Origin of the sequence: Kosakonia sp. CCTCC M2018092, assembly GCF_003864115.1 — a bacterium.
GTDB lineage: Bacteria > Pseudomonadota > Gammaproteobacteria > Enterobacterales > Enterobacteriaceae > Kosakonia > Kosakonia cowanii.
The window spans coordinates 1,793,655-1,814,787 of the sequence record NZ_CP034225.1; the positions used below are offsets into that span (position 1 = coordinate 1,793,655).

Here is a 21,133-nt window from a genome sequence, read left to right on the forward strand (position 1 = left end):
TCAGCAGCAGGGTAAAAACCCGCATGGTTAACAGCGTGAAGTTGCGCCACATTGCCAGCCCTTAATCAGTGGAGGAGAAGTTGGGAGAAGTGTGAAAGAATCTGCGGCAGGCGAGTAGTGTCTTATTTGACATCTATAATGCAAAATCGGACAGAGTTATGAGGTGACGTATGCGCGTTGCGCTTCTGGCATTACCCGGCAGTATGCGCTCAGCGCTGGCGGGGTTAACGGATATGTTCTGGCTGGCAAACCAGGTTATCGGGCAAAATCATCACGCCACGGCGCGTTTTGAAACGCAGATCGTGACGGCCGGAGGCAAAGCCGTGCCCGATGCGCAGGGGCGGCTGATCGAGAGCGACGGTGGGTTTGCCGAGCGCCCGGATCTGATTATCGCCAGCGGCATGAAGCTGAATGAGGATAAGCACCCGATTGATGCAGAGGCGGTTGCGCAAGCCGCGCAGTGGGTAAAAGGCTGCCATACGAAGGGAAGCGTGGTGGCGGGTGCCTGTGCGGGCGGCTTTGTGCTTGGCGAGGCGGGGTTATTGACGGACAGGATCTGCACCACCACCTGGTGGCTGTTTCATACGTTTCGCGAACGCTACCCGCGGGCAAAACCGGTGTGGGGAAAAGCGCTGGCCGAGGATCGCAATGTCATCACCACCGGTGGGCCGCTGTCGTGGGTGGATTTAACGCTGCATATTGTCGCTAACCACGCCGGAAAAGAGATCGCTCGCCTGATGGCGGATATGGCGGTTGCCGACAGCCAGCCGCTCTCCCAGCAGCTCTATGCGCCCAAAGGCTTTCTTAATTCCGTCGACCCGCTATTAACCAAAGCGGAACATCTGGTGCGCTACCAGAACCCGGCCATCACCGTTGAGCAACTTGCCGCCGCGCTCAATATGACGCCGCGCACGCTGCACCGGAAAATGCGCGATCTATTACAAGAGAGTCCAAAAGCGTTTATCACCCGTGTGCGGATTGAGAACGCGATTACGCTGCTTGAGGTGCCCGGCAATAGCGTCAGCCAGGTGGCCTTTGCCTGCGGATATCAGGATGAGACGGTTTTCAGACGGGCGTTCAGCGCGGTGACAGGTATGTCCCCGGCGCGCTACAAGGCGTGGAGCAGAAGCCGGCAGAACCTGTCGATGGAGCAAGGCGGCTGATGCAGAAAAGCAAAAAGCCCGCTTAAAAGCGGGCTTTTCTAAATCTGGCTCCTCTGACTGGACTCGAACCAGTGACATACGGATTAACAGTCCGCCGTTCTACCGACTGAACTACAGAGGAATCGTGTGAACGGGGCGCATATTATCGATGACCATCGGGCTTGTCAAAGGGTGGATTGCAATGAGATGACCGTTTGCTGACAAATTGGGCAATCTGCGCATCCCGCGCCCATTTGTGCTGCTTTATACGCCGTTTTGCACCGCAGTGGTGCAAATTACCCCTTATGGGGCATAAGCAAACCGCTGTTTCATACTGCATTTATCACGTAGCGATTAGAAAGGCTTATTATCCAGCCGCTTAACCCTTCTTTTATTCATCCCAGGAAATGTGGCAAGCATATTGCAACTCTCCCAACATCATCACTCTTAGCGTTGGCATGGGTAATCCTTACAGGAGGCAAAATGAACTTAAGACGCCTGAAGTACTTCGTAAAAATCGTCGATATTGGCAGCCTGACGCAGGCCGCTGAAGTGTTACATATTGCGCAGCCTGCGCTGAGCCAGCAGGTCGCAACGCTGGAAGGCGAGATGGATCAACAGTTGCTGATCCGCACCAAACGCGGGGTTACGCCGACGGAAGCGGGCAAAATCCTCTATACCCATGCGCGCACCATTCTGCGCCAGTGTGAACAGGCCCAGCTGGCGGTGCATAACGTCGGCCAGACGCTGCGCGGCCAGGTATCGATTGGCCTTGCGCCCGGCACTGCCGCATCTTCCGTGACTATGCCGCTGCTGCAAGCCGTGCGCGCCGAGTTGCCGGAAGTGACCGTTTACCTGCATGAAAACAGCGGCACGGTGCTGAACGACAAATTGTTGAACGGCCAGCTCGATATGGCGGTGCTCTACGAGCGCGCACCGGGGGCCGGAATTAATAGCCTGCCGCTGCTGAAAGAGGATCTCTACCTCGTCGGCACGCGGGATTGCCCGGGGCAGAGCGTCGATCTGGCAGCGGTTGCCGAACTCAATCTCTTCCTGCCGCGCGACTACAGCGCCGTGCGTTTACGGGTGGATGAAGCCTTCTCCCTGCGCCGCCTGACTGCGAAAATCATCGGCGAGATTGAATCGATTGCCACCCTGACGGCGGCGATTGCCAGCGGAATGGGCGTGACGGTGCTGCCGGAATCCGCCGCGCGCTCGCTCTGTAGCGCCACAAACGGCTGGATGGCGCGCATCACCACGCCATCAATGAGCCTGCCGTTGTCGCTTAATGTCTCGGCACGCGGCGGCATGTCGCCACAGGCGCAGGCGGTGAAAGACATTCTGCTGTCGCTGGTCAGCCGCCCGACGATGGAGAATCGCGAGCTGCAACTGGCAAGCTAGTCTTTATTCCTTAAAAGTATAAGTTGCTGGTTTTTATTATTTGTTCTGCCTGGCCGCAGACTTTAACAATAACGTCATGATTGATGGGCCAGGAGCGAAGGGTGAACTTCCAGCAACTTAAAATTATCCGTGAGGCGGCGCGGCGGGATTACAACCTGACGGAAGTCGCCAACATGCTGTATACGTCGCAGTCCGGCGTGAGTCGACATATCCGCGAGCTTGAAGAGGAGCTGGGGATTGAGATTTTCATTCGCCGCGGTAAGCGATTGCTGGGCATGACCGAGCCGGGCAAAGCGCTGCTGGTGATTGCCGAGCGTATTCTCAACGAGGCGAGCAACGTCCGCAGGCTCGCTGACCTCTTCACTAATGACACCTCCGGCGTTCTGACCATCGCGACCACCCATACGCAGGCGCGCTATAGCCTGCCGTCGGTGATCAAATCCTTCCGCGCGCTCTTTCCTGAGGTTCGCCTTGAGCTTATCCAGGGGACGCCGCAGGAGATTGAAACCCTGCTGCATAACGGCGGCGCAGATATTGGTATCGCCAGCGAGCGTTTAAGCAATGACAGCGCGCTGGTCGCTTTCCCGTGGTTCCGCTGGCATCACAGCCTGCTGGTGCCGCAGGATCATCCGCTGGCGCAGGCCTCGCCGCTGACGCTGGAGGAGATCTGCCGCTGGCCGCTGATCACTTATCGTCAGGGCATCACCGGGCGCTCGCGTATTGATGAAGCTTTTGCCCGCAAAGGGTTAATTCCCGACGTGGTGCTGAGCGCGCAGGACTCCGATGTGATCATGACCTATGTCGAGCTGGGTCTCGGCGTCGGGCTGGTGGCGGAGCAATCCAGCGGCGAGCATGAAGCGGGGAAACTGGTGCGCCTCGATACCCGGCACCTGTTCGATGCCAATACCGTCTGGCTGGGGTTAAAGCGCGGGCAGTTGCAGCGCAACTATGTCTGGCGCTTTATTGAACTCTGTAATGCCGGGTTGTCGGTGGATGAGATCAAACGCCAGGTGATGGAGCCGGATGAAGCGGTGATTGATTACCAGATTTAACGCCAAAAAAAGCCTGCGCAGACGCAGGCTTTTTTATCGGATTAGTGTGGCTGCGGCCTGATAAATATCGCTGTCACCGCTGAGAGCAAGCAACCCGCCATCAGGTAGATCGCCACGCTGTGCCACTCACCGCCGGAGAAGGTTAACAGTGCGGCGGCAATAAACGGCGTAAAGCCACCGCCGACCACGCTTGCAACCTGATACCCGACGCCTGCGCCGCTGTAGCGGTAACCTGCACCAAACATCTCGGTAAACATCGGCTGCTGGACGCAGACCACCATATCGTGGGCGATATTCGCCAGCAAAATGGAGAAGATAACTACGCCGAGAATGGAGCGTGCTTCGAGCGCCATAAAGAAGGGGAAGGCGCTCATGGCACCGAGCAGCGCACCGGTAATATAGATGCGCCGCCGCCCGAAACGATCTGCCATCCAGGCGAAGAGCGGGATAGTAAAGCAACTGACGCCGCCCACCAGCAGCCCGATATTGAGGAACAGTTCGCGCGGCATGCCCAGGTTTTGCGTGGAGTAGTTAAGCGCAAACGCGGTGACGATATACATGGTAAGCAGTTCGCACAGCCGCAGGGCGATAATCTTGAGAAACGCGCCCGGATGGCGAACCAGCGCTTCAAACACCGGCGGGCGGGCTTTTACCTCGGCGGGCTTTTGTGCCTGCGCGCGTTCGAACTCGACCGACTCTTCCATGCCGTTGCGCACCCACAGCGCGCCAAGCACCAGCACAATGCTGAACAGGAACGGCAGACGCCAGCCCCAGCTCAGGAACTGCTCATCGGTGGTCAGCGTGCTGATCAGCGAAACCAGCCCGGTGGAGAGTAGAAGGCCGACGCCATAGCCCACCTGAATTCCGCTACTGTAGAAGGCTTTCTTACCGGCGGGGGCGCTTTCAACTGCCAGCAGCGCCGCGCCGCCCCATTCGCCGCCGACGGCGAAGCCCTGAATGGCGCGCAGGGTTACCAGCAGCACCGGTGCCCACCAGCCGATGGTGGCGAAAGAGGGGAGAATACCGATGCAGGCGGTGGCGATGCCCATCATCCAGACGGTCATCATCAACATCCGCTTACGTCCTAAGCGGTCGCCGAAATGACCAAAGACAATGCCGCCGAGCGGGCGGAACAGAAAGCCGACGCCAAAGGTAGCAAAAGCGGCAAGCGTGCCCATTGCCGGGTCGATCTGCGGGAAAAATTCGCTGTTAAATACCAGCGCGGCGGTAATGCCATAGAGGAGAAAATCGAACCAGTCGACCACGGCGCCCGCAAAGCTGCCCCATGCAGCGCGGCGTGCGCGGTGGGAGGATGGGGTCTGCTCATCGGGTCGGGGGGGAATGAGTGTGGAGTCCATAGCTGTCCTGTCTGTTCCTTACATCTTGCAATTTTTTATTATTAAAACCAGGGAAAGGATTACTCACATCGTATGCGGCAAAATTAAGGCCGCCCTTGAGACTACAGCGACAGCCCGCGCGAGAAAACCCTTTTACACAGATGTCGTACCTGACAGCGTTAAGCGGTCTGATCCTGCGCCTGGTATATCCTTAACAATTCCCGCTATAATCCGGGAAATTTGTTAACGGATTCAGAAGCGAAAATGGCAAAACTTACCTTACAAGAGCAGCTCCTGCAGGCAGGGCTGGTCAACAGCAAAAAGATGGCCAAAGTGCAGCGCACGGCGAAGAAGTCCCGCGTGCAGGCGCGTGAGGCGAGAGAAGCGGTAGAAGAGAACAAAAAGGCACAGCTTGAGCGCGATAAGCAGCTTAACGAGCAGCAGAAGCAGGCGACGCTCGCCAAAGAGTATAAAGCGCAGGTGAAGCAGTTGATTGAGATGAACCGCATCACCATCAACAGAGGTGATATCAACTTCAACTTCACCGATAACAACCTGATCAAAAAAATCGTCGTCGATAAGGTGACGCAGGCGCAGCTGATTAGCGGCCGTCTGGCGATTGCCCGTCTGATGACGGAAAACCGCAGCGAGCCGGAGTACGCGATTATTCCCGCAAGCGTGGCTGATAAAATCGCCCAGCGCGATGCCGACAGCATTGTGCTCAACAGCGCACTGAGCCAGGAAGCGCAGGATGAAGACGATCCCTATGCCGACTTCAAAGTGCCTGACGATCTGATGTGGTAATACGCGCAGAAGAATATCGGGCCAAAAGCGTGGTCTGCGCGGGCAATGTGCTTTACACTGCGCGCGGAAAAAATAGCACAGAACAACGAGTCAACAGGCGGTAAGGCGATGAACGGAAAAATCACAACCTGGTTTAAAGAGAAAGGTTTTGGATTTATCAAAGATGAGAACGGTGAAAACCGCTATTTCCATGTGATCAAGGTCGCCAACCCAGAGCTGATTAAAAAAGATGCGGCGGTGACGTTTGAACCCACCACCAACAATAAAGGCCTCTCGGCCTATGCGGTAAAAGTGGTGCCGGACAGCAAGTATATTTTTATCGCTGGCGAGCGCCTGAAGCTCACCTCGATCAAATCTTATGTTGTCTTCAACGAAGAAGTGCCTGCTGATACCCGTATCGATAAAGAGAGCCCGGTGCTCTCGGTCGGCGTGCTGATGAGCAGCATCCGGCCAAAATCTGATATCAAGCCAGGGGAGATGCGCACGCTGAAAAAGCTGGCGATCACCACCTTCCAGGGCTCAACGCTTATCTTTACGGAAGATGAGATCGATATCGACGCGACGGTGAAACTGCTTAAAGTTTGACGTTATCTGCTGCTTTTAAGGATCCCTTATGAACCAAGATATTCCGCTGAAGTTTTATGACATCGCCGATGAATATTCGACGGAGTCCGCGACGCCGGTGAGCGAGTCCGAGCGTGACGCGGTGGCGCACTACTTCCAGCTGCTGCTGACCCGCTTGTCCAACAATGAAGAGATCAGCGAAGAGGCGCAGCAAGAGATGGCCCGCGAAGCCGGCCTCAAAGAGAGCCGCATTGATGAGATCGCCAACTTCCTCAATGAGTGGGGCAACGAATAACGCGGCGTAAACCGCGATTTCGCTGCTCAGAAACGCAAAAAGCCCGCACAATGCGGGCTTTTTCTTTAACGGTATCAGGTGCCGATAATGCCACCGTCGGATTTGGTGATCACCACCGTGGAGGAGCGCGGTCGGCCGTCGGCTTTGAAATCCGGCCAGTTGGAGATAGCGTGCGGATTATTGGGATCGGTGATGTCATCACCGCCTTCACCGGGGTGCTGGATATTGATAAACAGCGTGCGGTTGTCCGGCGTAAAGGCGATACCGGTAATCTCACACCCGCGCGGCCCGGTCAGGAAGCGGCGATAATCATTGCTCCCCGGAATGGTTGCCACCATCTGGTTATTGCCCATCCCTTCATAGGCTTTTTTATTGATGGTGCTGGAGGAGACATCGGTCTGGATCCAGAGCACGCCGCGATGATCGAAGGAGAGCCCGTCCGGGCTGCCGAACTCCGCGCCTTTCATCGAGCCTTTTACTTTCGGATCGTCACTGTCCGTGCGCCCGGCGAGCACCAGGATATCCCACTTAAATTTGGCTGACGCCGGATCGGCGTTCTCTTCGCTCCAGTGCATGATGTGGCCGAACTGGTTATTGGCGCGCGGGTTGGCCGCATCCACCGGCGCTTTGCCCTCTTTGCCGCGATCGGAGTTATTGGTGAGCGTGCAGTAGACGCTGCCTTTCGCGTGGGTATCGACGGCGATCCACTCAGGTCGATCCATTTTGGTTGCGCCGACCTTATCGGCAGCAAGGCGGGTTTTGATCAGCAGATCGCCCTGGTTGTCGAAGCCGTTGCTTTGATCAAGGCCGTTTTCGCCGAAGATCAGCGGCAGCCAGTCGCCGGAGCCATCTTCATTAAATTTCGCCACGTAGAGCGTGCCCGACTCCAGAAGATTCATATTCGCCTTGCGATCGCTCGGGTCATATTTGTTATCAGAGATGAATTTATAGATGTATTCAAACTTCTGATCGTCGCCCATATAGACCACCACGCGGTTATCCGCCGCCAGCGTTACCGCAGCGCCTTCATGCTTGAAGCGGCCCAAAGCGGTATGTTTGCGCGGTGTCGAGGTCGGATCGTATGGGTCAATCTCCACCACCCAGCCAAAGCGGTTTGGCTCGTTGGGGGTTTTGTCGACGCTAAAGCGCTCATCCACTTCATTCCAGCGGTAGGACTCATCGCTGTCGCTGATGCCGTAGCGCTTCTCCAGCGCGTTGAGCGGCGCTTTTTTGACAAAAATATCTGACCAGTTCTCTTCGCAGGTGAGGTAGGTGCCCCAGGGCGTACGACCATTGGCGCAGTTTTGCATGGTGCCCAGCACCTGTTCACCCTGCGGATCGGCAGCGGTTTTCATCAGCGGCTGGTGGCGCGCCGGGCCGCTCAGCTGCATCGGCGTATTGACGGTAATACGGCGCGCAAAGCTTGAAGGGCGAACGACTTGCCAGCCCGCATCCGCTTTTTTCACCTCGATAACCGACACGCCCATCGCGTTTTGGCCTTTACGCGCCTTATCGAGATCCCAGTTGGCGGTCCCGTCTTTAAACAGCATGCCGTTATCAATGTACTCATGATTGAGCGCCAGCAGACCGTGCGCCGGGTTCTCTTCGCCCTGCGGCAGGCTAAACCACGCCATACCGTCATGGTGCATACCGGCCTGCGCCGCCTGCTCATCGGTGGTGTTGCTCGCGTCGAATTTAAATTCCGGCAGATTGTCCTTTAAGCCGACGGCATCGCCCCAGCGATAGAAGGGGCGGGCGATGTAGCCTTCCGGCACCGTGACATTATCGGCGGTCGAGACGGGAATGCTGGTGAAGCCGAGCGATACTGCTTTCGCTAAGGCGGACGGTTTGCTCATCGCCGCGAAGGCATTTTCGGGCATCAGTAAAGAGGGGAATGAGACCGCAGCGCCAGCGACCATCCCCATTTGCAGAAAGCGGCGGCGTGACATAAACGCGCTGACGACGTCAGAAAACGCGGCGTTTTGGCTTGGGTTACTGATCTCATCGCTGTGCTCTTGCTTGAACACCGATTTAAGGGGTCTGCTCATATCGTTTTCCTGTGATTTCCATAGGCTTGCGTCGCAATGGAGAGCAGTCTAAAAAACATTTGTTACAAATTTATAACGAAAGGGGCAAAGCGGTTTAATAAGACGTGTTTGTTTGGGGGAGGGTAAAGAATAAAAAGCAAAAAGCCCGCTAAAAAGCGGGCTTCTTAAATTTGGCTCCTCTGACTGGACTCGAACCAGTGACATACGGATTAACAGTCCGCCGTTCTACCGACTGAACTACAGAGGAATCGTGTGAACGGGGCGAATACTACTGACCGCGTACTTTAGTGTCAACACTAAATTTAACATGCTGATTCAATTGGCTAATTAACATCCAGGCGGCAGTTTAATGTACCGGATTCGCCTCATCGCCGTAGCTGCCTGGCTGACCGCGCAGGCGGCTCAAAGGATCCTGCTGATAGAAGTGGCAGAAGCGCTGCCACAGGGCAGGGAAACGCGGGGCAAACAGCTCTGGCGCGCTGAAGAAATACTCTGACAGCACCGCGAAACACTCGGCGGGATCGGTGGCGGCATAGGCATCAATGCTGGCAGCGCTTTCGCCGACCAGATCGATCTCATCCTGAATGTTCTCCATGGCGGCGCGCAGATCGTGCTCCCAGCCCGCTACATCACGCAGCGGAATGAGTGGAATGCCGCTCGCGCGATCGCCGTTGCGCATATCAAGCTTGTGCGCCACTTCATGAATAATCAGGTTGTAACCGGAGGCGTCAAAGGAGTCCTGAATATCGAGCCAGTTAAGCACGATGGGGCCCTGCTGCCAGCTCTGCCCGGAGTGAACCATACGCTGGTTATGCACGAGGCCAAAATCATCCTCCCACTCATCATCGACGATAAAAGGGGCAGGGTAGATCAGCACTTCATGAAAGCCATCGAGCCATTCGAGGCCCAGTTCCAGCACCGGCAGGCAAAACAGCAGGCTGATGCGCGCGCTTTTCAGCGCGTCCAGATCGAATCCCTGCAGCGCCACCAGGCGCTTTTGCTGCAAAAAACGGCTGGCCAGCTGGATCAGTTTGCTTTGCTCGTCTGGCGATAAATTCGCTAACACGGGGACTTTTAACGCATCTTGCCAGGGAAGATCTGCTTCATCGGCAGCTTCCCGGATTTTCCAGGGCCACTTAATCATCGTTTTGCTCGCAAACTCGCCACTTGAACCAAATCAACGGGACTGGGTCTGTTAAAATGCCAAATTTCCTGGCATCATGGCAACCATCTGAACGGAGAGATGCCGGAGCGGCTGAACGGACCGGTCTCGAAAACCGGAGTAGGGGCAACTCTACCGGGGGTTCAAATCCCCCTCTCTCCGCCATTATTCAAGCACTTACCCGCACAGCTTTCAACGATCCAGATCCCAATGAGAAAATCCTTTAAGAAAAAGCGAGCCTGAAAGCTCTCTTTTTTCGGTTCAAAGTCGCGCTCACTTTACCTTTCTGTCGTAAACCAGCACTTGCGATTCAGCCTTCCAGGCACCCCGGCGCTTACCGGAGCGCCAGGATTACTCATACCTGAGCCATGCCACCATCCACGAAAACTTCGCTGCCCGTCATAAAGCTGCTCTCATCACTTGCCAGGAACAAGGCCACGGCGGCCGTCTCTTCCGGGCGACCAATACGGCCAAGGGGCGTTTGTGCGGCCAGGCTGGCGAGCAACTCTTCCGACTGTCCACTGGCCCCGAACAGGTCGTGCAACCCCGGAGTTTCCGTACCGCCGGGTGAGAGCACATTGATGCGAATACCGGTTCCCTTCATGTCGAGGGCCCAGCTTCTGGCGAAGTTTCTGATTGCCGCCTTCGTTGCGCTGTAGATGCTGAAAGCGGGCGTTCCCATTGAGCCTGTGGTTGACCCGGTCAGGATGATCGAACCGCCAGCGCCCATGAGCGGAAGCGCCTTCTGAACCGTGAACAGCGTCCCCTTAACATTGACGCCGAACATGTGGTCGAAATCCGCTTCGCTGATCTCGCCAAGCGGGGCGAACGTTCCTAAGCCAGCATTAGCGAACAGGATATCGAGTTGGCCTGCTTCGCTCTTGATCTGCGCGTAGAGATGGTCGAGATCCTCCAGCCTGGAGACATCACAACGGATTCCCGTCGCGCCATGACCGATTTTGGCTATTGCCTTGTCAATCTCGGCCTGGCGACGTCCCGCGATATAGACGCGTGCGCCTTCTGCGGCGAAGCGTATGGCGCTTGCAAGGCCGATACCCGTGCTTCCACCTGTAATCAATGCTGTCTTGCCTGTGAGTCTGGACATAAGCGTCTCCTTAAGTGATTTGCCGACAGCTGCACTTTAGACGGGAAATTACTTTTGGTATAGTATGCACCTTTTGGTAAGTACCTAAGGAAACCCGATGACATCCTCTTTTACATGTGGTCTGGACGCAGCGCTGGCTGTAATTGGCGGTAAGTGGAAGCCTTTGATCCTGTTTCATTTAGCGCATGACACCCGTCGCTATGGTGAGCTGAAACGCGCGGTTGCTGGCGTCAGTGACAAAATGCTTATTCAGCAGTTGAAGGAGTTGCAGGCCGATGGCGTGGTTCAGCGCATCGACTACCAGACCATTCCGCCGAAAGTCGAATACTCGCTTACCGAATTCGGCGTCAGCCTTGCCGATAGCCTTGCGCCATTGTGTGCATGGGGAAGTGCACATATGAACGAGATTGAGAAGATTACGCTTGCCCGGCAGGGCGCGTTGACGTCGACAGAGTGATAGCCGTTGTGGCAGGTGAAATCAGTCGTAGTTGTTTGACTGTGCTCAAGGCCTTAAACGCTGTTAAAAGAAGTCAATGTCCGCTCTGTGCAAGAAGCGGAGCTTGATAAGAGCCGTAGAAGGTCAGTTACCACGTTGCTTCTCTAATCGAATAAAATCGCCATCTACTTATCTTGCCTGCCTTGTACAGCAAGAAAAGAGTCATACAGACATATTTCATATCAACACGCGACAACAGATTTAACGTTCAGGTTCAGCAGATTAACTAAATATCACAGGTAAAAACTCAAATCTGAGAATGAATGTCCGCCCCGCTTTTTTAGCAGTCTTTATCGACGGCAAATTTTCCGGAATGATAGTCCCTGTCATTAGGCAGGGTTCCCGGCTGGAGCGTTGAAGATGGTTACAAAGCAGGCGCTGAGCCCGGGAGGCCAGAGAGCGTCCGCGAAAGGCAGGAAGGATTACCTCTTCAGAAATCCGGTAGCCACTCAAAAAAGCAACGGCTCCTTTTTCGCAAATTATCAGTCCGACGCGTACTCCCTCTTCATAAACAATATGCGCATCGCCCTCTGAAATATGATGACTGAGTTCTTCGTCATCGACAGAGCACAGATTGCCTCTTAAGGTTGGGATAGCTAACAACGAATGCTGATAGGTATCCATGAGCGCCTTTCGACACCATTCAAAATCGGCGTATTTAGCAGGCCTCAGGGTTACTGTGTCATCCTGGTGTTCTGAGGCACCTGACAGGCAGGATGCATAGATGAATTGATCTGTTATACCCTGATTTTTTTGGTGGCCGGGTGTAAGAATTTGAATGTACAGCGGCTTTAGCTGCGCCCACTCCTGGCAGACAGATTTGAGTACAGAACAATCTATCCTGGCCAGGGGCGGACATTGCTTGCATCGCAATATATTAATTTATGGTGACCTGGTCACAGATCTGGGCAATATATGTGAAAACCGATATCAGAGGTAGAGGATGGTGCGTTTAGAGATATTCGAGAAACACCTGGCAGAAAAAATGAAGGTTGCAAGTGAAGAAAAACGAAGAAGTGCAGTCAGAGTGGCATGCGAACTCGCTGTTCAAAACTGCCCGGTAGACCTGCCTGTAGTGGACGAATCACTCAGGCAACTATTATCAGGATATAAGCTATCGTTCGAGCAAGTTTCTAAACTGGAAAGGCTGGCCGCACAGTTAGATGAAGAATATTTTAACCTGCATGAGAGTCAGAACGAAGAGAGGGAATTAAGTCCTCAAGCTTTGCATTTGTTTAGCCAGGCACGCGCGGTATCAGCCCTCGCTTTCGCCGGGAGAGATGATTCAACTGAGTCAGCAATCGAAGCGATTTATGAAGCAGCCACAGCCATCAATGATGACCAGGTTTTTAATGCAGTCTTTTCGGTTCTGTCAGAAATTTAGCCGACATCTATATCATGGTTCTGCAACGTCCACTGTTCGCTCATAGCTGTCCTACGCCCGCTCTGTGCAGGAGTAGACATTGATTAATAAGATGGGTCGCTCAACGGACAGAATCTGTAGATCTTACAGCTTCTTCACCAGTGTTTTTAATTGTGTAATTAGCTGCGCGTTGTCTTCCCCGGAGTGACCGGCTACAGGCCAGGTTGACTGACGAATAACCAGTCGTGTAGGCAGCAGTTCACGGATCCTGATTTGCGGGTCGGCCATGAATTGGATAAGCAGCTCCACGGCCCGCTTACCGAGTTTGTTGAAATCCTGTGCCACGGTCGTCAGCGGCGGCTGGAAGTAAAGGCTATCTGCCGTATCGTCATAACCCGTGACGGAGACTGCCTGGCTCCCGCTGCGATTGAGCTGCGCCAGGGCGCTCAACACGCCGAGTGCCATCTGATCGTTCGCCACAACGATCGCACTGATCTTCGGGTACTGATGTAACAGTTTGAAAGCGTTGTGCCAGCCGCTGGCCGCACTCCAGTCGCCAAAAACCGTCACCGCATTACTTACCTCAAGTCGATGCAACGTCTCACGCCAGCTGCTCAAGCGCATGCGTGCTGAAACAGAACTTTCAGGTCCGGCAAGCAGACCGAAATCCCGGTGCCCCAGCTCCCAGAGATGCCGGATGCAAGCGCTACAACCATCAAGATGGTCAAAGCGCACGCAGCAGACATCGGTCTCCGGCGAAATATCCAAAAACAGACAGCAAATATCCGGATTCTCACTCACCAGCTTTTCGGCAACACTGCCTTCCAGCGGCAGATTAATAATTGCTCCACGGATATTCTGTGCGCGAAACTCATTTAGCCGTGCCTGAAGTGAGGCGTAATCCACGATCGCCGGCATCGCAATAGCGACCTCCAGCTCGCGTGCGCTGGCGTGACTTTTTATTGCCGCGGCGATTTGTGAGGGCGCATGCAGGGTCAACGACGCAGTAATCAAACCAATCGACGGCGCAGACTTTCCCGCCAACAATTGCGCCGAACGGTTCGGAACATAGAGCAACGCCTGCATCGCGCTGATAACCTTGTCGCGGGTGCGTTCAGACACAACCTCGGGTTTATTCAGTACACGCGAAACCGTCTGCTGCGACACTCCGGCCTTGCGAGCCACATCTTCTAACGTTGCCGTACGGCGCTGCATAAGTCACTCCTTTAAACATCCGTAACAATGTCGTCCGCTAACATTTTATGTCTTAAAGACGACAAAATAACATCATTTCCGTGGTATTTCGTGATCGCGTATGAGTTTCACTTTCGCCATTGTTGTGGCTTTAAACAAAATATCTGATAACTCACCCATCTTGTCTGGCGAACGACATTCTCATTTCTCAGGCGAATATACCTATGCTTTATCACGATCCCCGGACGTCTCCGGGCCACCTGTTTTATGACGTGCTGGAGCGAGAGGAGTGGCAAAACCCGACAGGCTGCTACTCGCTGACGTTCAGCGTGGAGAAAAACTGGCGGGCTGGTGGCCAGGCGCAGATTATCTTCGATGGCGATAACTCTCTGGCCGGGGCGAAAGCGCGAAACCAACATAAAAGCGGCTTTAATAATGACGCGTATCACAGGATGGAATATAGACAATGAAACTCTCTGAACTCGCGCCAAGAGAACGGCATAACTTCATCTACTTTATGCTGTTCTTTTTCTTCTACTACTTCATTATGTCGGCCTACTTTCCCTTTTTCCCGGTCTGGCTGGCGGAAGTAAATCATTTAACCAAAACAGAAACGGGGATCGTTTTCTCCTCGATCTCACTGTTCGCGATTATATTTCAGCCGGTATTTGGCCTGATATCGGACAAACTGGGGTTACGCAAACACCTGCTGTGGACCATTACGATCTTGCTGATCATGTTTGCGCCGTTCTTTATTTTTGTGCTGTCGCCGTTATTGCAGCTGAATATTTTCGCCGGTGCGCTAGCGGGCGGCATTTATCTGGGGGTGGTCTTCTCCAGCGGTTCCGGGGCGGTAGAGGCCTATATTGAACGCGTCAGCCGTGCGAACCGTTTTGAATACGGAAAAGTGCGCGTTTCCGGCTGTATTGGCTGGGCACTGTGTGCGTCCATCACCGGTATTTTGTTTGGCATCGATCCCAATATCACCTTCTGGATTGCCTCAGGTTTTGCGCTGGTGCTGGGAGTGCTGCTGTGGATGTCACGCCCGGAAGGGAGCAACAGTGAGCTGGTAATCGACGCGCTGGGAGCCAACCGTAAGGCCTTCTCGATGCGCACCGCCGCGGAACTATTACGCATGCCACGCTTCTGGGGATTTATTGTCTACGTAGTTGGCGTCGCCAGCGTATATGACGTATTTGATCAACAGTTTGCCAACTTCTTTAAAGGCTTTTTCTCCAGTCCGCAGCGCGGAACAGAAGTATTCGGCTTCGTCACCACCGGAGGGGAATTACTTAACGCGTTGATTATGTTCTTTGCTCCTGCCATCGTGAACCGGATTGGCGCGAAAAACGCTCTGATCACTGCCGGCATTATTATGTCAGCGCGTATTCTGGGTTCTTCTTTTGCCTCTTCAGCTATCGAAGTGGTGATCTTAAAAATGCTGCATATGTTTGAACTCCCGTTCTTGCTGGTGGGCACCTTCAAATACATATCATCTGCCTTTAACCCGAAACTATCAGCAACGCTGTTCCTGATTGGTTTTAACTTATCGAAGCAGCTTTCAGGTGTTGTACTCTCCGTATGGGTCGGAAGGATGTATGACACCGTCGGCTTCCACCAGGCTTATCTCATTCTGGGCAGCATTACGCTGAGCTTTACCATCGCCTCCCTCTTTACGCTGAAAGGGAGTAAAACGCTGCTGCAGGCCACCGAATATAAAAGCGCAGCCTAATAATAAAAGCCCGCTCAGCAAAGCGGGCTTTATAGGTTATAGCCTTTGATGTAATGGCCGAATGACAGTTTGGTGCGAGAAGCAGACATTGATATATGTTAATTTATGTAGAGCAGGTCAGTTGAGGAGTTTTAAAAATGTTTGCTAATCGAATAAGGGAGTTTGGAAAGGCATTTGAAGGCAGATTAGAGCCTTTTTTGCTTGAAGGTGCTTTGGACTATATAAACTTTAACGAAGAACCATTAGCCTTTGAAATCTTATGCGACCATATTTGTGAGTATGATGTACAGCTTAGCCAAACTGAATATGATGAAGCCATAGCATTAGCTAAACATATGGGGTTAGATGTACTGGATGGACCCTACAAGCACTTAGCTGGCTTGATTGTATAATGAGTCGATTTGACCTATGCCCGTTGATTCTCAAAGAATGATTAGCAATTTTCGCTCTGTGCCAGAGGTGGTCATTGCTGGCGTAACTTTGTGTTAATAGCAGGAGAACATGTCATTCAACCGTATCCATTTTAGCCGGAGCGTCTACTGCCAGGATTCATTAACTATCTGGATAGCGGCCATTCATTTGTCACATCTCTTTTCATATCTCTGGCAAAGAGACTCATAGTGCGGCGAAATGCTTTACGCATGATGGCAACATCCGGGAATCTACTTACCTTTGTAATGACAGAAAGGAGGGGATTAATATTTTCGATTTTACTTCTGGCAAACCCCAGCCGCATAGTCTCGCCGGAGAGAGTCCCGTGTGGCTTACAACTTCCGTGATAACAGTGCAATTTACTTAGTTGATATGGGACGAAATACGTTAACGTTCCCGACACACCTCTAAAATTTTCTCCCGAAGCCAGCGGTGCCCGGGATCCTTTTCCATTCTTGGATGCCACATCTGCGACACCACAATGTTCCGCGTTTTAAATGGCAATTCAAAGAGATGTAAATTGTCTGTCATTCGTTGATTGCGCAAGTACAGCGCGGGAACCATGGCGATAAGGTCGGAGGCCAGCGCGACAGATAACGCAGTCGGAAAACCTGGAACTACGCTCACCACTTTGCGTGTGGCGCCTAAAGCCGCAAGGGCATCATCGACAAAACCATGTAGCACCCCGTCGGGTGACGCCACCACATGTCCCCAGGCAATATAATCTTCAACGCTTATTTCCGGCCGTGACGCCAGCGGATGCTCCTTGCGCACCGCTCCAATAAAGCGATCCTGAAAGAGTCTCTGCACCCGAATTTCTGGCCCCATATTGCTCTGAACACCAATCTCCAGGTCAACCAAACCCTCACGAAGATAACGAGACGTTTTTTCAGGTTTCGGCGCAAAGCGTATGCAAATACCTGGAGCCGCTTCGGCCACGGTGGCAATAAGCAGAGGGCCAAATGCCACCACAAAGCCATCATTGGCCCTGATGGTGAACAGCCGTTCGAGGTTTTCCACCTTGAGCGTCCCGGATGAGGGCTGAAGTACCGCCCTGGCTTCATAGACCGCGCTTCTGGCACGATCCCGGGTTGCTTCAGCCCAGGGGGTGAGCACCATGTTACGACCTGCTCGCACCAGAATGGGATCCCCCGTCACCTCACGTAGCCTGCTGAGCGTGCGGCTCATCGCTGAGGTACTCAGGTTTAAGCGTCGAGCCGCCCCCGCAACGCTGGCTTCTGCCAGCAAAACGTCGAGCGCGACCAGCAAGTTAAAATCAGGATCGGACATAGTGGTTCCTGGTAAGAGTTCAGATATGGCGTCGCATGCAATTATAGAGTGCAAATGCTGCATCTTCCGCCCTGTGTCGCTGCTGATTATAGTTTTCGCATCCTTTTCTTCACAGGCATTAAAGATGACAACGTTATTTTCAAATCAGCCGGGCGATGAAGGCCTGCCGGGACAAGAGCGTGCACGTGTGATGGCCGCCGTGATGACCACGACGCTGATGGGCGTGTTTGACGGCACAATGATTAACATCGCCCTGCCATCTATGGCAAAAGCGATGCAGGTACCGGCGAATATCTCGGTCTGGTTCGCCAACGGTTACCTGCTCTCCGCCGCCATGACGTTGGCTATCTTCGCTGCGCTGGCAGTACGCGTCGGTTACCGACCCGTGTTTCTTTCAGGCCTTACCCTCTTTACCCTCGCTTCACTGGGTTGTGCGCTGGCCAGTACGCCGGAGATGCTAATCGGAATGCGCATTATGCAGGGGATTGGCGGCGCAGCGACCCTGAGTATTGCCCCGGCGATACTGCGTTCTGTTTTCCCCGGGCGATTGCTTGGCCGTATTCTTGGGCTACATGCCTTGCTTATTGCTTCAAGCTCGGCCATAGCGCCTGTAATTGGCGGCACGGTGCTCGACATAATGAGCTGGAAATGGTTATTCGCCATAAACGTGCTGCCTGGCACTGTTTCCCTGTTGCTGGTTTTCAGGTCGCTGCCAACAAAACCGGCGTCCGATAGCACGCCGTTCGATACGCCTGGCGCTGTGCTTTCTGCACTACTTTTAGGCTCAATGGTGATGGCGGCAAACAGCTTCTCCTCAGACCATCACATCAGCGTCGCGGCTATCAGCTGGAGTCTGCTCGCGATGATCAGCGCCATCACATTTATCTGGCACATCCGCGGGGTAAAGCATCCTTTATTACCCCCCGTCATATTCAAAAATGGACGCTTTACTCTCGCTGCTTTAACTTCGCTGGCCTGTTTTGTCAGCCAGGGAATTACCTTTATTGCGCTGCCATTTCTGTTTCAGAGCGTGTATGGCTACAGCCCCGTAATTTCGGCGTTACTCTTTACGCCATGGCCGATCGGCATTGTGTTGATAGCGCCTCATGCGGGCCGCTGGGCCGACACATTTTCAGCGCCGCTGATTTCTACCGTTGGGTTAGCGCTTTTTGTTGTGGGTTTGATTTTGCTGGCCACGCTACCCGCCAGCCCTTCGGCATGGGATATCTGTTTACGCAGCCTGTGGTGCGGCATCGGATTTGGTTGTTTCCAGAGCCCTAACAACCGGGAGATGCTCTCTAACGTATCCCGCGACTATGCCAGCTACGCATCAGGCGTATTGTCTATCGTCCGGACATTCGGTCAATGTCTCGGCGCTGCTGTCATGGGGGTACTGCTGGCAATAAATGAGCTACAGGCTGTCCATTATGCTCTGTGGATTGCTGTCGTTGCTTCTGCGGCATCAGTGGTGTTAAGCGTGAGCCGGTTACGTAAAACAGGCCTGGCGGCAGGAGGAAGTAGATTCTTGTAAAGGACATAAAGCTGATTTCGGTCCGCTTCGTGCCAGGAGCGGACATTGATAACATTGAGATATGTTAGCTTATGGGGAGTAGGTCAAGTCGGTTATCAACGCTAATTGCGGTATATTTATTCTGGATGCTGCCAAATCCCCCTCCGGATTGATGACAGGCTGTCATTTCCTTATCGAAAGCCTGTGCTTCATCCGGGCTTAAATAGTTATTCTTAACCGTGGTTTTCCCTGCCTGTGCCGCTGTAACAGCATTTGCACCGCTGTCTCCCGCAAGCCCCGATGCCAGCGTCGCCAGTGCTGAACTGGTTTGCTTCTGATCCTCATTCAAATGATTGGTATCTTTTATACCCAGGCGTCGAGAGAAATTATTCAACCCATTCATCGGTTGCTGCATCGGTTCCGGTGCTTTGCACTTGGATTCAGGAAAACAGTTTTGCAGACGCTTAAATACTCTTTTTTAATTATATAGTTCTCTTTTCACTTACCCATCTACATAATAAGATTTAATCGCTATATTATTATTTTCGCTATAATTAAAAAAGCGAGAGAGGTAGGCATGATCATGAAAAGGACTTTGCACTCCATTTAAACGCAAAACATTAAAATCTCTTTTTTTGAGTTCGATAAATAACTCTTGTGCTTTATTCAATGCTTTCGCAGACTCGATGGAGATGTTGTTGTTAAGTTCGGTGGACTGAGCCATTATATCAAACTCATAGAACTCCAGAAATAATTTCCCTGTGGCAATAATTCTTAACCATACCATGGTATCATGATAATCTGCACTTCTTCCAGCAAGTAAAATATATTTATCACCGACATCAAAACCACGATTATCAGAGTGAAAATGTTTTTCTCCTCCATTTTGCAATAACATAAAGACACTTTTTTATCCATAACCACCCTTGCACGTTTTAATACTACAGTGAATATGCACTCCGGTTGACTAATATCGACTTCTTTTAACAATGAAGCTATTATGCTATTTGGATTCTGATCTATTATTGGAGAAAGCCAAATATCTTCATACATATTTATTTCGATATTCTCAAGAGTTACAACAAATTTATCATCCCCCCATGAAGATATTTCGGGAAAGGTAATATAATGCCGTAATCCGACATCACTACTCATACAGATAAATCGCTCATAACTATCGGTTATATCTAATAAGTATCTCTCCATTTTTCACTTCCTTTTAAATGTGTACTCTCTAAGCTTATCTTTAGTTATTGGGCTGCCATCATCCGCTAACACACGCAACACTTCGCTATTAAATGGCTGAAACCCATACGGATCCTCCATAACTATCTTACTTTGCGAGCCTGAAGCTTTCTGTGACAGATCATTCGTATCTCCGGCATGAACGCCATTTGCCATAGGATTGAATTGCAACTGTTTCTGTAGTCACTTTTGTGGGAGCAGACCATAAAAGTGACTACTTCCGCTTCTCGCTCAAAGCGGACCTTCAGTTCTGTTAAGTTGTCAGCTTTGTATCAGAAACCGACGTTGATATTTCATTCAATGTACTGGCTAAAGCGTAAAAGGTAACCATCCGGATCCTGTACGAGGAACTCTCTCTGGCAGGCTGACGTTTCTCCGGTACTGTAATGGCTATCTTGGAGATCCCGATAAAGCGTTACGCCATGCGCATGCACCCGGGCGAGAATCTGTTCAACGTCGTCCACTTCTATCTGAAAATTAATGCCTCGTCCGAATGGCCTGGTGAGTTCGCCCGTATTCCAGCCATCCGGATGATACTGCTCAAGCATCAGTTGTGCTTCACCAAGAGAGATATAAGCAAAATCAGGATCTTTGCGCTTTATCATGATGTTAAAGCCAAGCACGTCTGCATAGAAGTGCAGGGATGCTGTAAAGTCCGTTACAGTCAGTTCTGGAACCATTCGGTTCCAGAAGGGTTCATTCTTATCAATCAACTTTCTTATCCTCTATTAACAGACCCAACATCCGGCAGACCTTCTGAATCCTGCCCGTGCATGCTTATTCCTTTTTCGGCTTTGCTAATACCATATATTCATAAAAGATTTTCAAATACATCTATTTATCAATAGCTTAATAAATCAGTAACCCTGCAAGCGATGCGTATTTTTCCGCCGTTATGCCTTAAAAGTATCAATATTGTTGATATATCTTTAATTCATATTTTCTGACGATATGATGTCGG

At 52.4% G+C, this 21,133-nt stretch carries 22 protein-coding genes and 3 tRNA genes; 13 read left to right on the forward strand and 12 right to left on the reverse strand.

The annotated features are described in order from the left end of the window. Nucleotides 1–170 precede the first annotated feature (170 nt). Nucleotides 171–1,163, forward strand: coding sequence for a GlxA family transcriptional regulator (locus EH164_RS08425; protein ID WP_124967916.1), 993 nt, complete (start codon nt 171–173; stop codon nt 1,161–1,163). A gap of 45 nt (nt 1,164–1,208) precedes the next feature. Here EH164_RS08425 and EH164_RS08430 read toward each other — a convergent pair. Then, nucleotides 1,209–1,284: transfer RNA gene (locus tag EH164_RS08430), tRNA-Asn, on the reverse strand. A gap of 341 nt (nt 1,285–1,625) precedes the next feature. Here EH164_RS08430 and nac point away from each other — a divergent pair. Further along, nucleotides 1,626–2,543, forward strand: coding sequence for a nitrogen assimilation transcriptional regulator NAC (nac, locus tag EH164_RS08435; RefSeq protein ID WP_124967917.1), 918 nt, complete (start codon nt 1,626–1,628; stop codon nt 2,541–2,543). Nucleotides 2,544–2,644: 101 nt separating this feature from the next. Next, nucleotides 2,645–3,595 carry an HTH-type transcriptional regulator Cbl gene (gene cbl, locus EH164_RS08440; protein WP_124967918.1) on the forward strand — a complete coding sequence of 317 codons (951 nt, stop codon included), beginning with the start codon at nt 2,645–2,647 and terminating at the stop codon, nt 3,593–3,595. A 41-nt stretch (nt 3,596–3,636) separates the two neighbouring features. On the opposite strand, the gene shiA is transcribed toward cbl, so the two are convergent. Continuing rightward, the gene (shiA, locus tag EH164_RS08445; RefSeq protein WP_124967919.1) at nt 3,637–4,953 is read right to left on the reverse strand and encodes a shikimate transporter; all 1,317 of its coding nucleotides are present in this window, start codon (nt 4,951–4,953) and stop codon (nt 3,637–3,639) included. 243 nt (nt 4,954–5,196) lie between these two features. Here shiA and EH164_RS08450 point away from each other — a divergent pair, with 243 nt between their 5' ends. The 3 genes from EH164_RS08450 (at nt 5,197) to EH164_RS08460 (ending at nt 6,595) form a co-directional block, all read left to right on the forward strand. Beyond that, nucleotides 5,197–5,736 carry a DUF2058 domain-containing protein gene (locus EH164_RS08450; RefSeq protein ID WP_042712065.1) on the forward strand — a complete coding sequence of 180 codons (540 nt, stop codon included), beginning with the start codon at nt 5,197–5,199 and terminating at the stop codon, nt 5,734–5,736. A gap of 108 nt (nt 5,737–5,844) precedes the next feature. Continuing rightward, a complete protein-coding gene (locus EH164_RS08455; protein ID WP_023479132.1) occupies nt 5,845–6,321 on the forward strand; it encodes a cold-shock protein in 477 nt (158 codons plus the stop codon). Between the two features lie 28 nt (nt 6,322–6,349). Next, on the forward strand, nt 6,350–6,595 hold the full coding sequence (locus EH164_RS08460; protein ID WP_124967920.1) for a DUF2543 family protein: 246 nt from the start codon (nt 6,350–6,352) through the stop codon (nt 6,593–6,595). A 74-nt stretch (nt 6,596–6,669) separates the two neighbouring features. Here EH164_RS08460 and EH164_RS08465 read toward each other — a convergent pair whose 3' ends face one another. The 3 genes from EH164_RS08465 to mtfA form a co-directional block, all read right to left on the reverse strand. Next, entirely contained in the window at nt 6,670–8,643 is a 1,974-nt protein-coding gene (locus tag EH164_RS08465; RefSeq protein ID WP_124967921.1) for a PhoX family phosphatase, read from the reverse strand. A gap of 171 nt (nt 8,644–8,814) precedes the next feature. Beyond that, nucleotides 8,815–8,890 (reverse strand) — tRNA-Asn (locus tag EH164_RS08470). Between the two features lie 99 nt (nt 8,891–8,989). Continuing rightward, a complete protein-coding gene (gene mtfA, locus EH164_RS08475) occupies nt 8,990–9,787 on the reverse strand; it encodes a DgsA anti-repressor MtfA (protein ID WP_124967922.1) in 798 nt (265 codons plus the stop codon). Nucleotides 9,788–9,880: 93 nt separating this feature from the next. On the opposite strand from mtfA, the gene EH164_RS08480 reads away from it, so the two are divergent. Further along, a tRNA-Ser gene (locus EH164_RS08480) sits at nt 9,881–9,970 on the forward strand. A 190-nt stretch (nt 9,971–10,160) separates the two neighbouring features. Here EH164_RS08480 and EH164_RS08485 read toward each other — a convergent pair. Next, a complete protein-coding gene (locus EH164_RS08485) occupies nt 10,161–10,910 on the reverse strand; it encodes an SDR family NAD(P)-dependent oxidoreductase (protein ID WP_124967923.1) in 750 nt (249 codons plus the stop codon). Between the two features lie 97 nt (nt 10,911–11,007). Between EH164_RS08485 and EH164_RS08490 the strand changes: the two genes are divergently transcribed. Next, complete coding sequence (locus EH164_RS08490; protein ID WP_124967924.1) at nt 11,008–11,367, forward strand: helix-turn-helix domain-containing protein; 360 nt, start codon at nt 11,008–11,010, stop codon at nt 11,365–11,367. A 261-nt stretch (nt 11,368–11,628) separates the two neighbouring features. Here the strand turns inward: EH164_RS08490 and EH164_RS08495 are convergent, their stop codons facing one another. Continuing rightward, entirely contained in the window at nt 11,629–12,030 is a 402-nt protein-coding gene (locus EH164_RS08495; RefSeq protein WP_241175015.1) for a GNAT family N-acetyltransferase, read from the reverse strand. A gap of 319 nt (nt 12,031–12,349) precedes the next feature. On the opposite strand from EH164_RS08495, the gene EH164_RS08500 reads away from it, so the two are divergent. Next, nucleotides 12,350–12,790 carry a hypothetical protein gene (locus EH164_RS08500; protein ID WP_124967925.1) on the forward strand — a complete coding sequence of 147 codons (441 nt, stop codon included), beginning with the start codon at nt 12,350–12,352 and terminating at the stop codon, nt 12,788–12,790. Nucleotides 12,791–12,913: 123 nt separating this feature from the next. Here the strand turns inward: EH164_RS08500 and EH164_RS08505 are convergent, their stop codons facing one another. After that, nucleotides 12,914–13,984: a LacI family DNA-binding transcriptional regulator gene (locus EH164_RS08505; RefSeq protein ID WP_124967926.1), complete on the reverse strand. Its 1,071-nt coding sequence runs from the start codon at nt 13,982–13,984 to the stop codon at nt 12,914–12,916. Between the two features lie 203 nt (nt 13,985–14,187). On the opposite strand from EH164_RS08505, the gene EH164_RS08510 reads away from it, so the two are divergent. From EH164_RS08510 to EH164_RS08520, 3 genes are all read left to right on the forward strand, one after another. Next, nucleotides 14,188–14,433 carry a hypothetical protein gene (locus tag EH164_RS08510; RefSeq protein ID WP_124967927.1) on the forward strand — a complete coding sequence of 82 codons (246 nt, stop codon included), beginning with the start codon at nt 14,188–14,190 and terminating at the stop codon, nt 14,431–14,433. Further along, nucleotides 14,430–15,695, forward strand: a complete 1,266-nt coding sequence (locus EH164_RS08515) for an MFS transporter (protein ID WP_124967928.1) — start codon at nt 14,430–14,432, stop codon at nt 15,693–15,695. The genes EH164_RS08510 and EH164_RS08515 overlap by 4 nt, the downstream gene beginning before the upstream one ends. 137 nt (nt 15,696–15,832) lie before the next feature. After that, complete coding sequence (locus EH164_RS08520; protein ID WP_124967929.1) at nt 15,833–16,087, forward strand: MafI family immunity protein; 255 nt, start codon at nt 15,833–15,835, stop codon at nt 16,085–16,087. 427 nt (nt 16,088–16,514) lie between these two features. Here EH164_RS08520 and EH164_RS08525 read toward each other — a convergent pair whose 3' ends face one another. Next, nucleotides 16,515–17,417 (reverse strand): LysR family transcriptional regulator, encoded by a 903-nt coding sequence (locus EH164_RS08525; RefSeq protein ID WP_124967930.1) that lies wholly within the window; start codon nt 17,415–17,417, stop codon nt 16,515–16,517. Nucleotides 17,418–17,541: 124 nt separating this feature from the next. On the opposite strand from EH164_RS08525, the gene EH164_RS08530 reads away from it, so the two are divergent. Then, the gene (locus EH164_RS08530; RefSeq protein WP_124971355.1) at nt 17,542–18,948 is read left to right on the forward strand and encodes an MFS transporter; all 1,407 of its coding nucleotides are present in this window, start codon (nt 17,542–17,544) and stop codon (nt 18,946–18,948) included. A gap of 64 nt (nt 18,949–19,012) precedes the next feature. On the opposite strand, the gene EH164_RS08535 is transcribed toward EH164_RS08530, so the two are convergent. From EH164_RS08535 to EH164_RS08545, 3 genes are all read right to left on the reverse strand, one after another. Beyond that, nucleotides 19,013–19,342 carry a VENN motif pre-toxin domain-containing protein gene (locus tag EH164_RS08535; RefSeq protein ID WP_124967931.1) on the reverse strand — a complete coding sequence of 110 codons (330 nt, stop codon included), beginning with the start codon at nt 19,340–19,342 and terminating at the stop codon, nt 19,013–19,015. Between the two features lie 87 nt (nt 19,343–19,429). Beyond that, a complete protein-coding gene (locus tag EH164_RS08540; protein WP_124967932.1) occupies nt 19,430–19,825 on the reverse strand; it encodes a hypothetical protein in 396 nt (131 codons plus the stop codon). A gap of 640 nt (nt 19,826–20,465) precedes the next feature. Continuing rightward, nucleotides 20,466–20,852, reverse strand: coding sequence for a VOC family protein (locus EH164_RS08545; protein WP_124971358.1), 387 nt, complete (start codon nt 20,850–20,852; stop codon nt 20,466–20,468). Nucleotides 20,853–21,133: the final 281 nt, after the last annotated feature.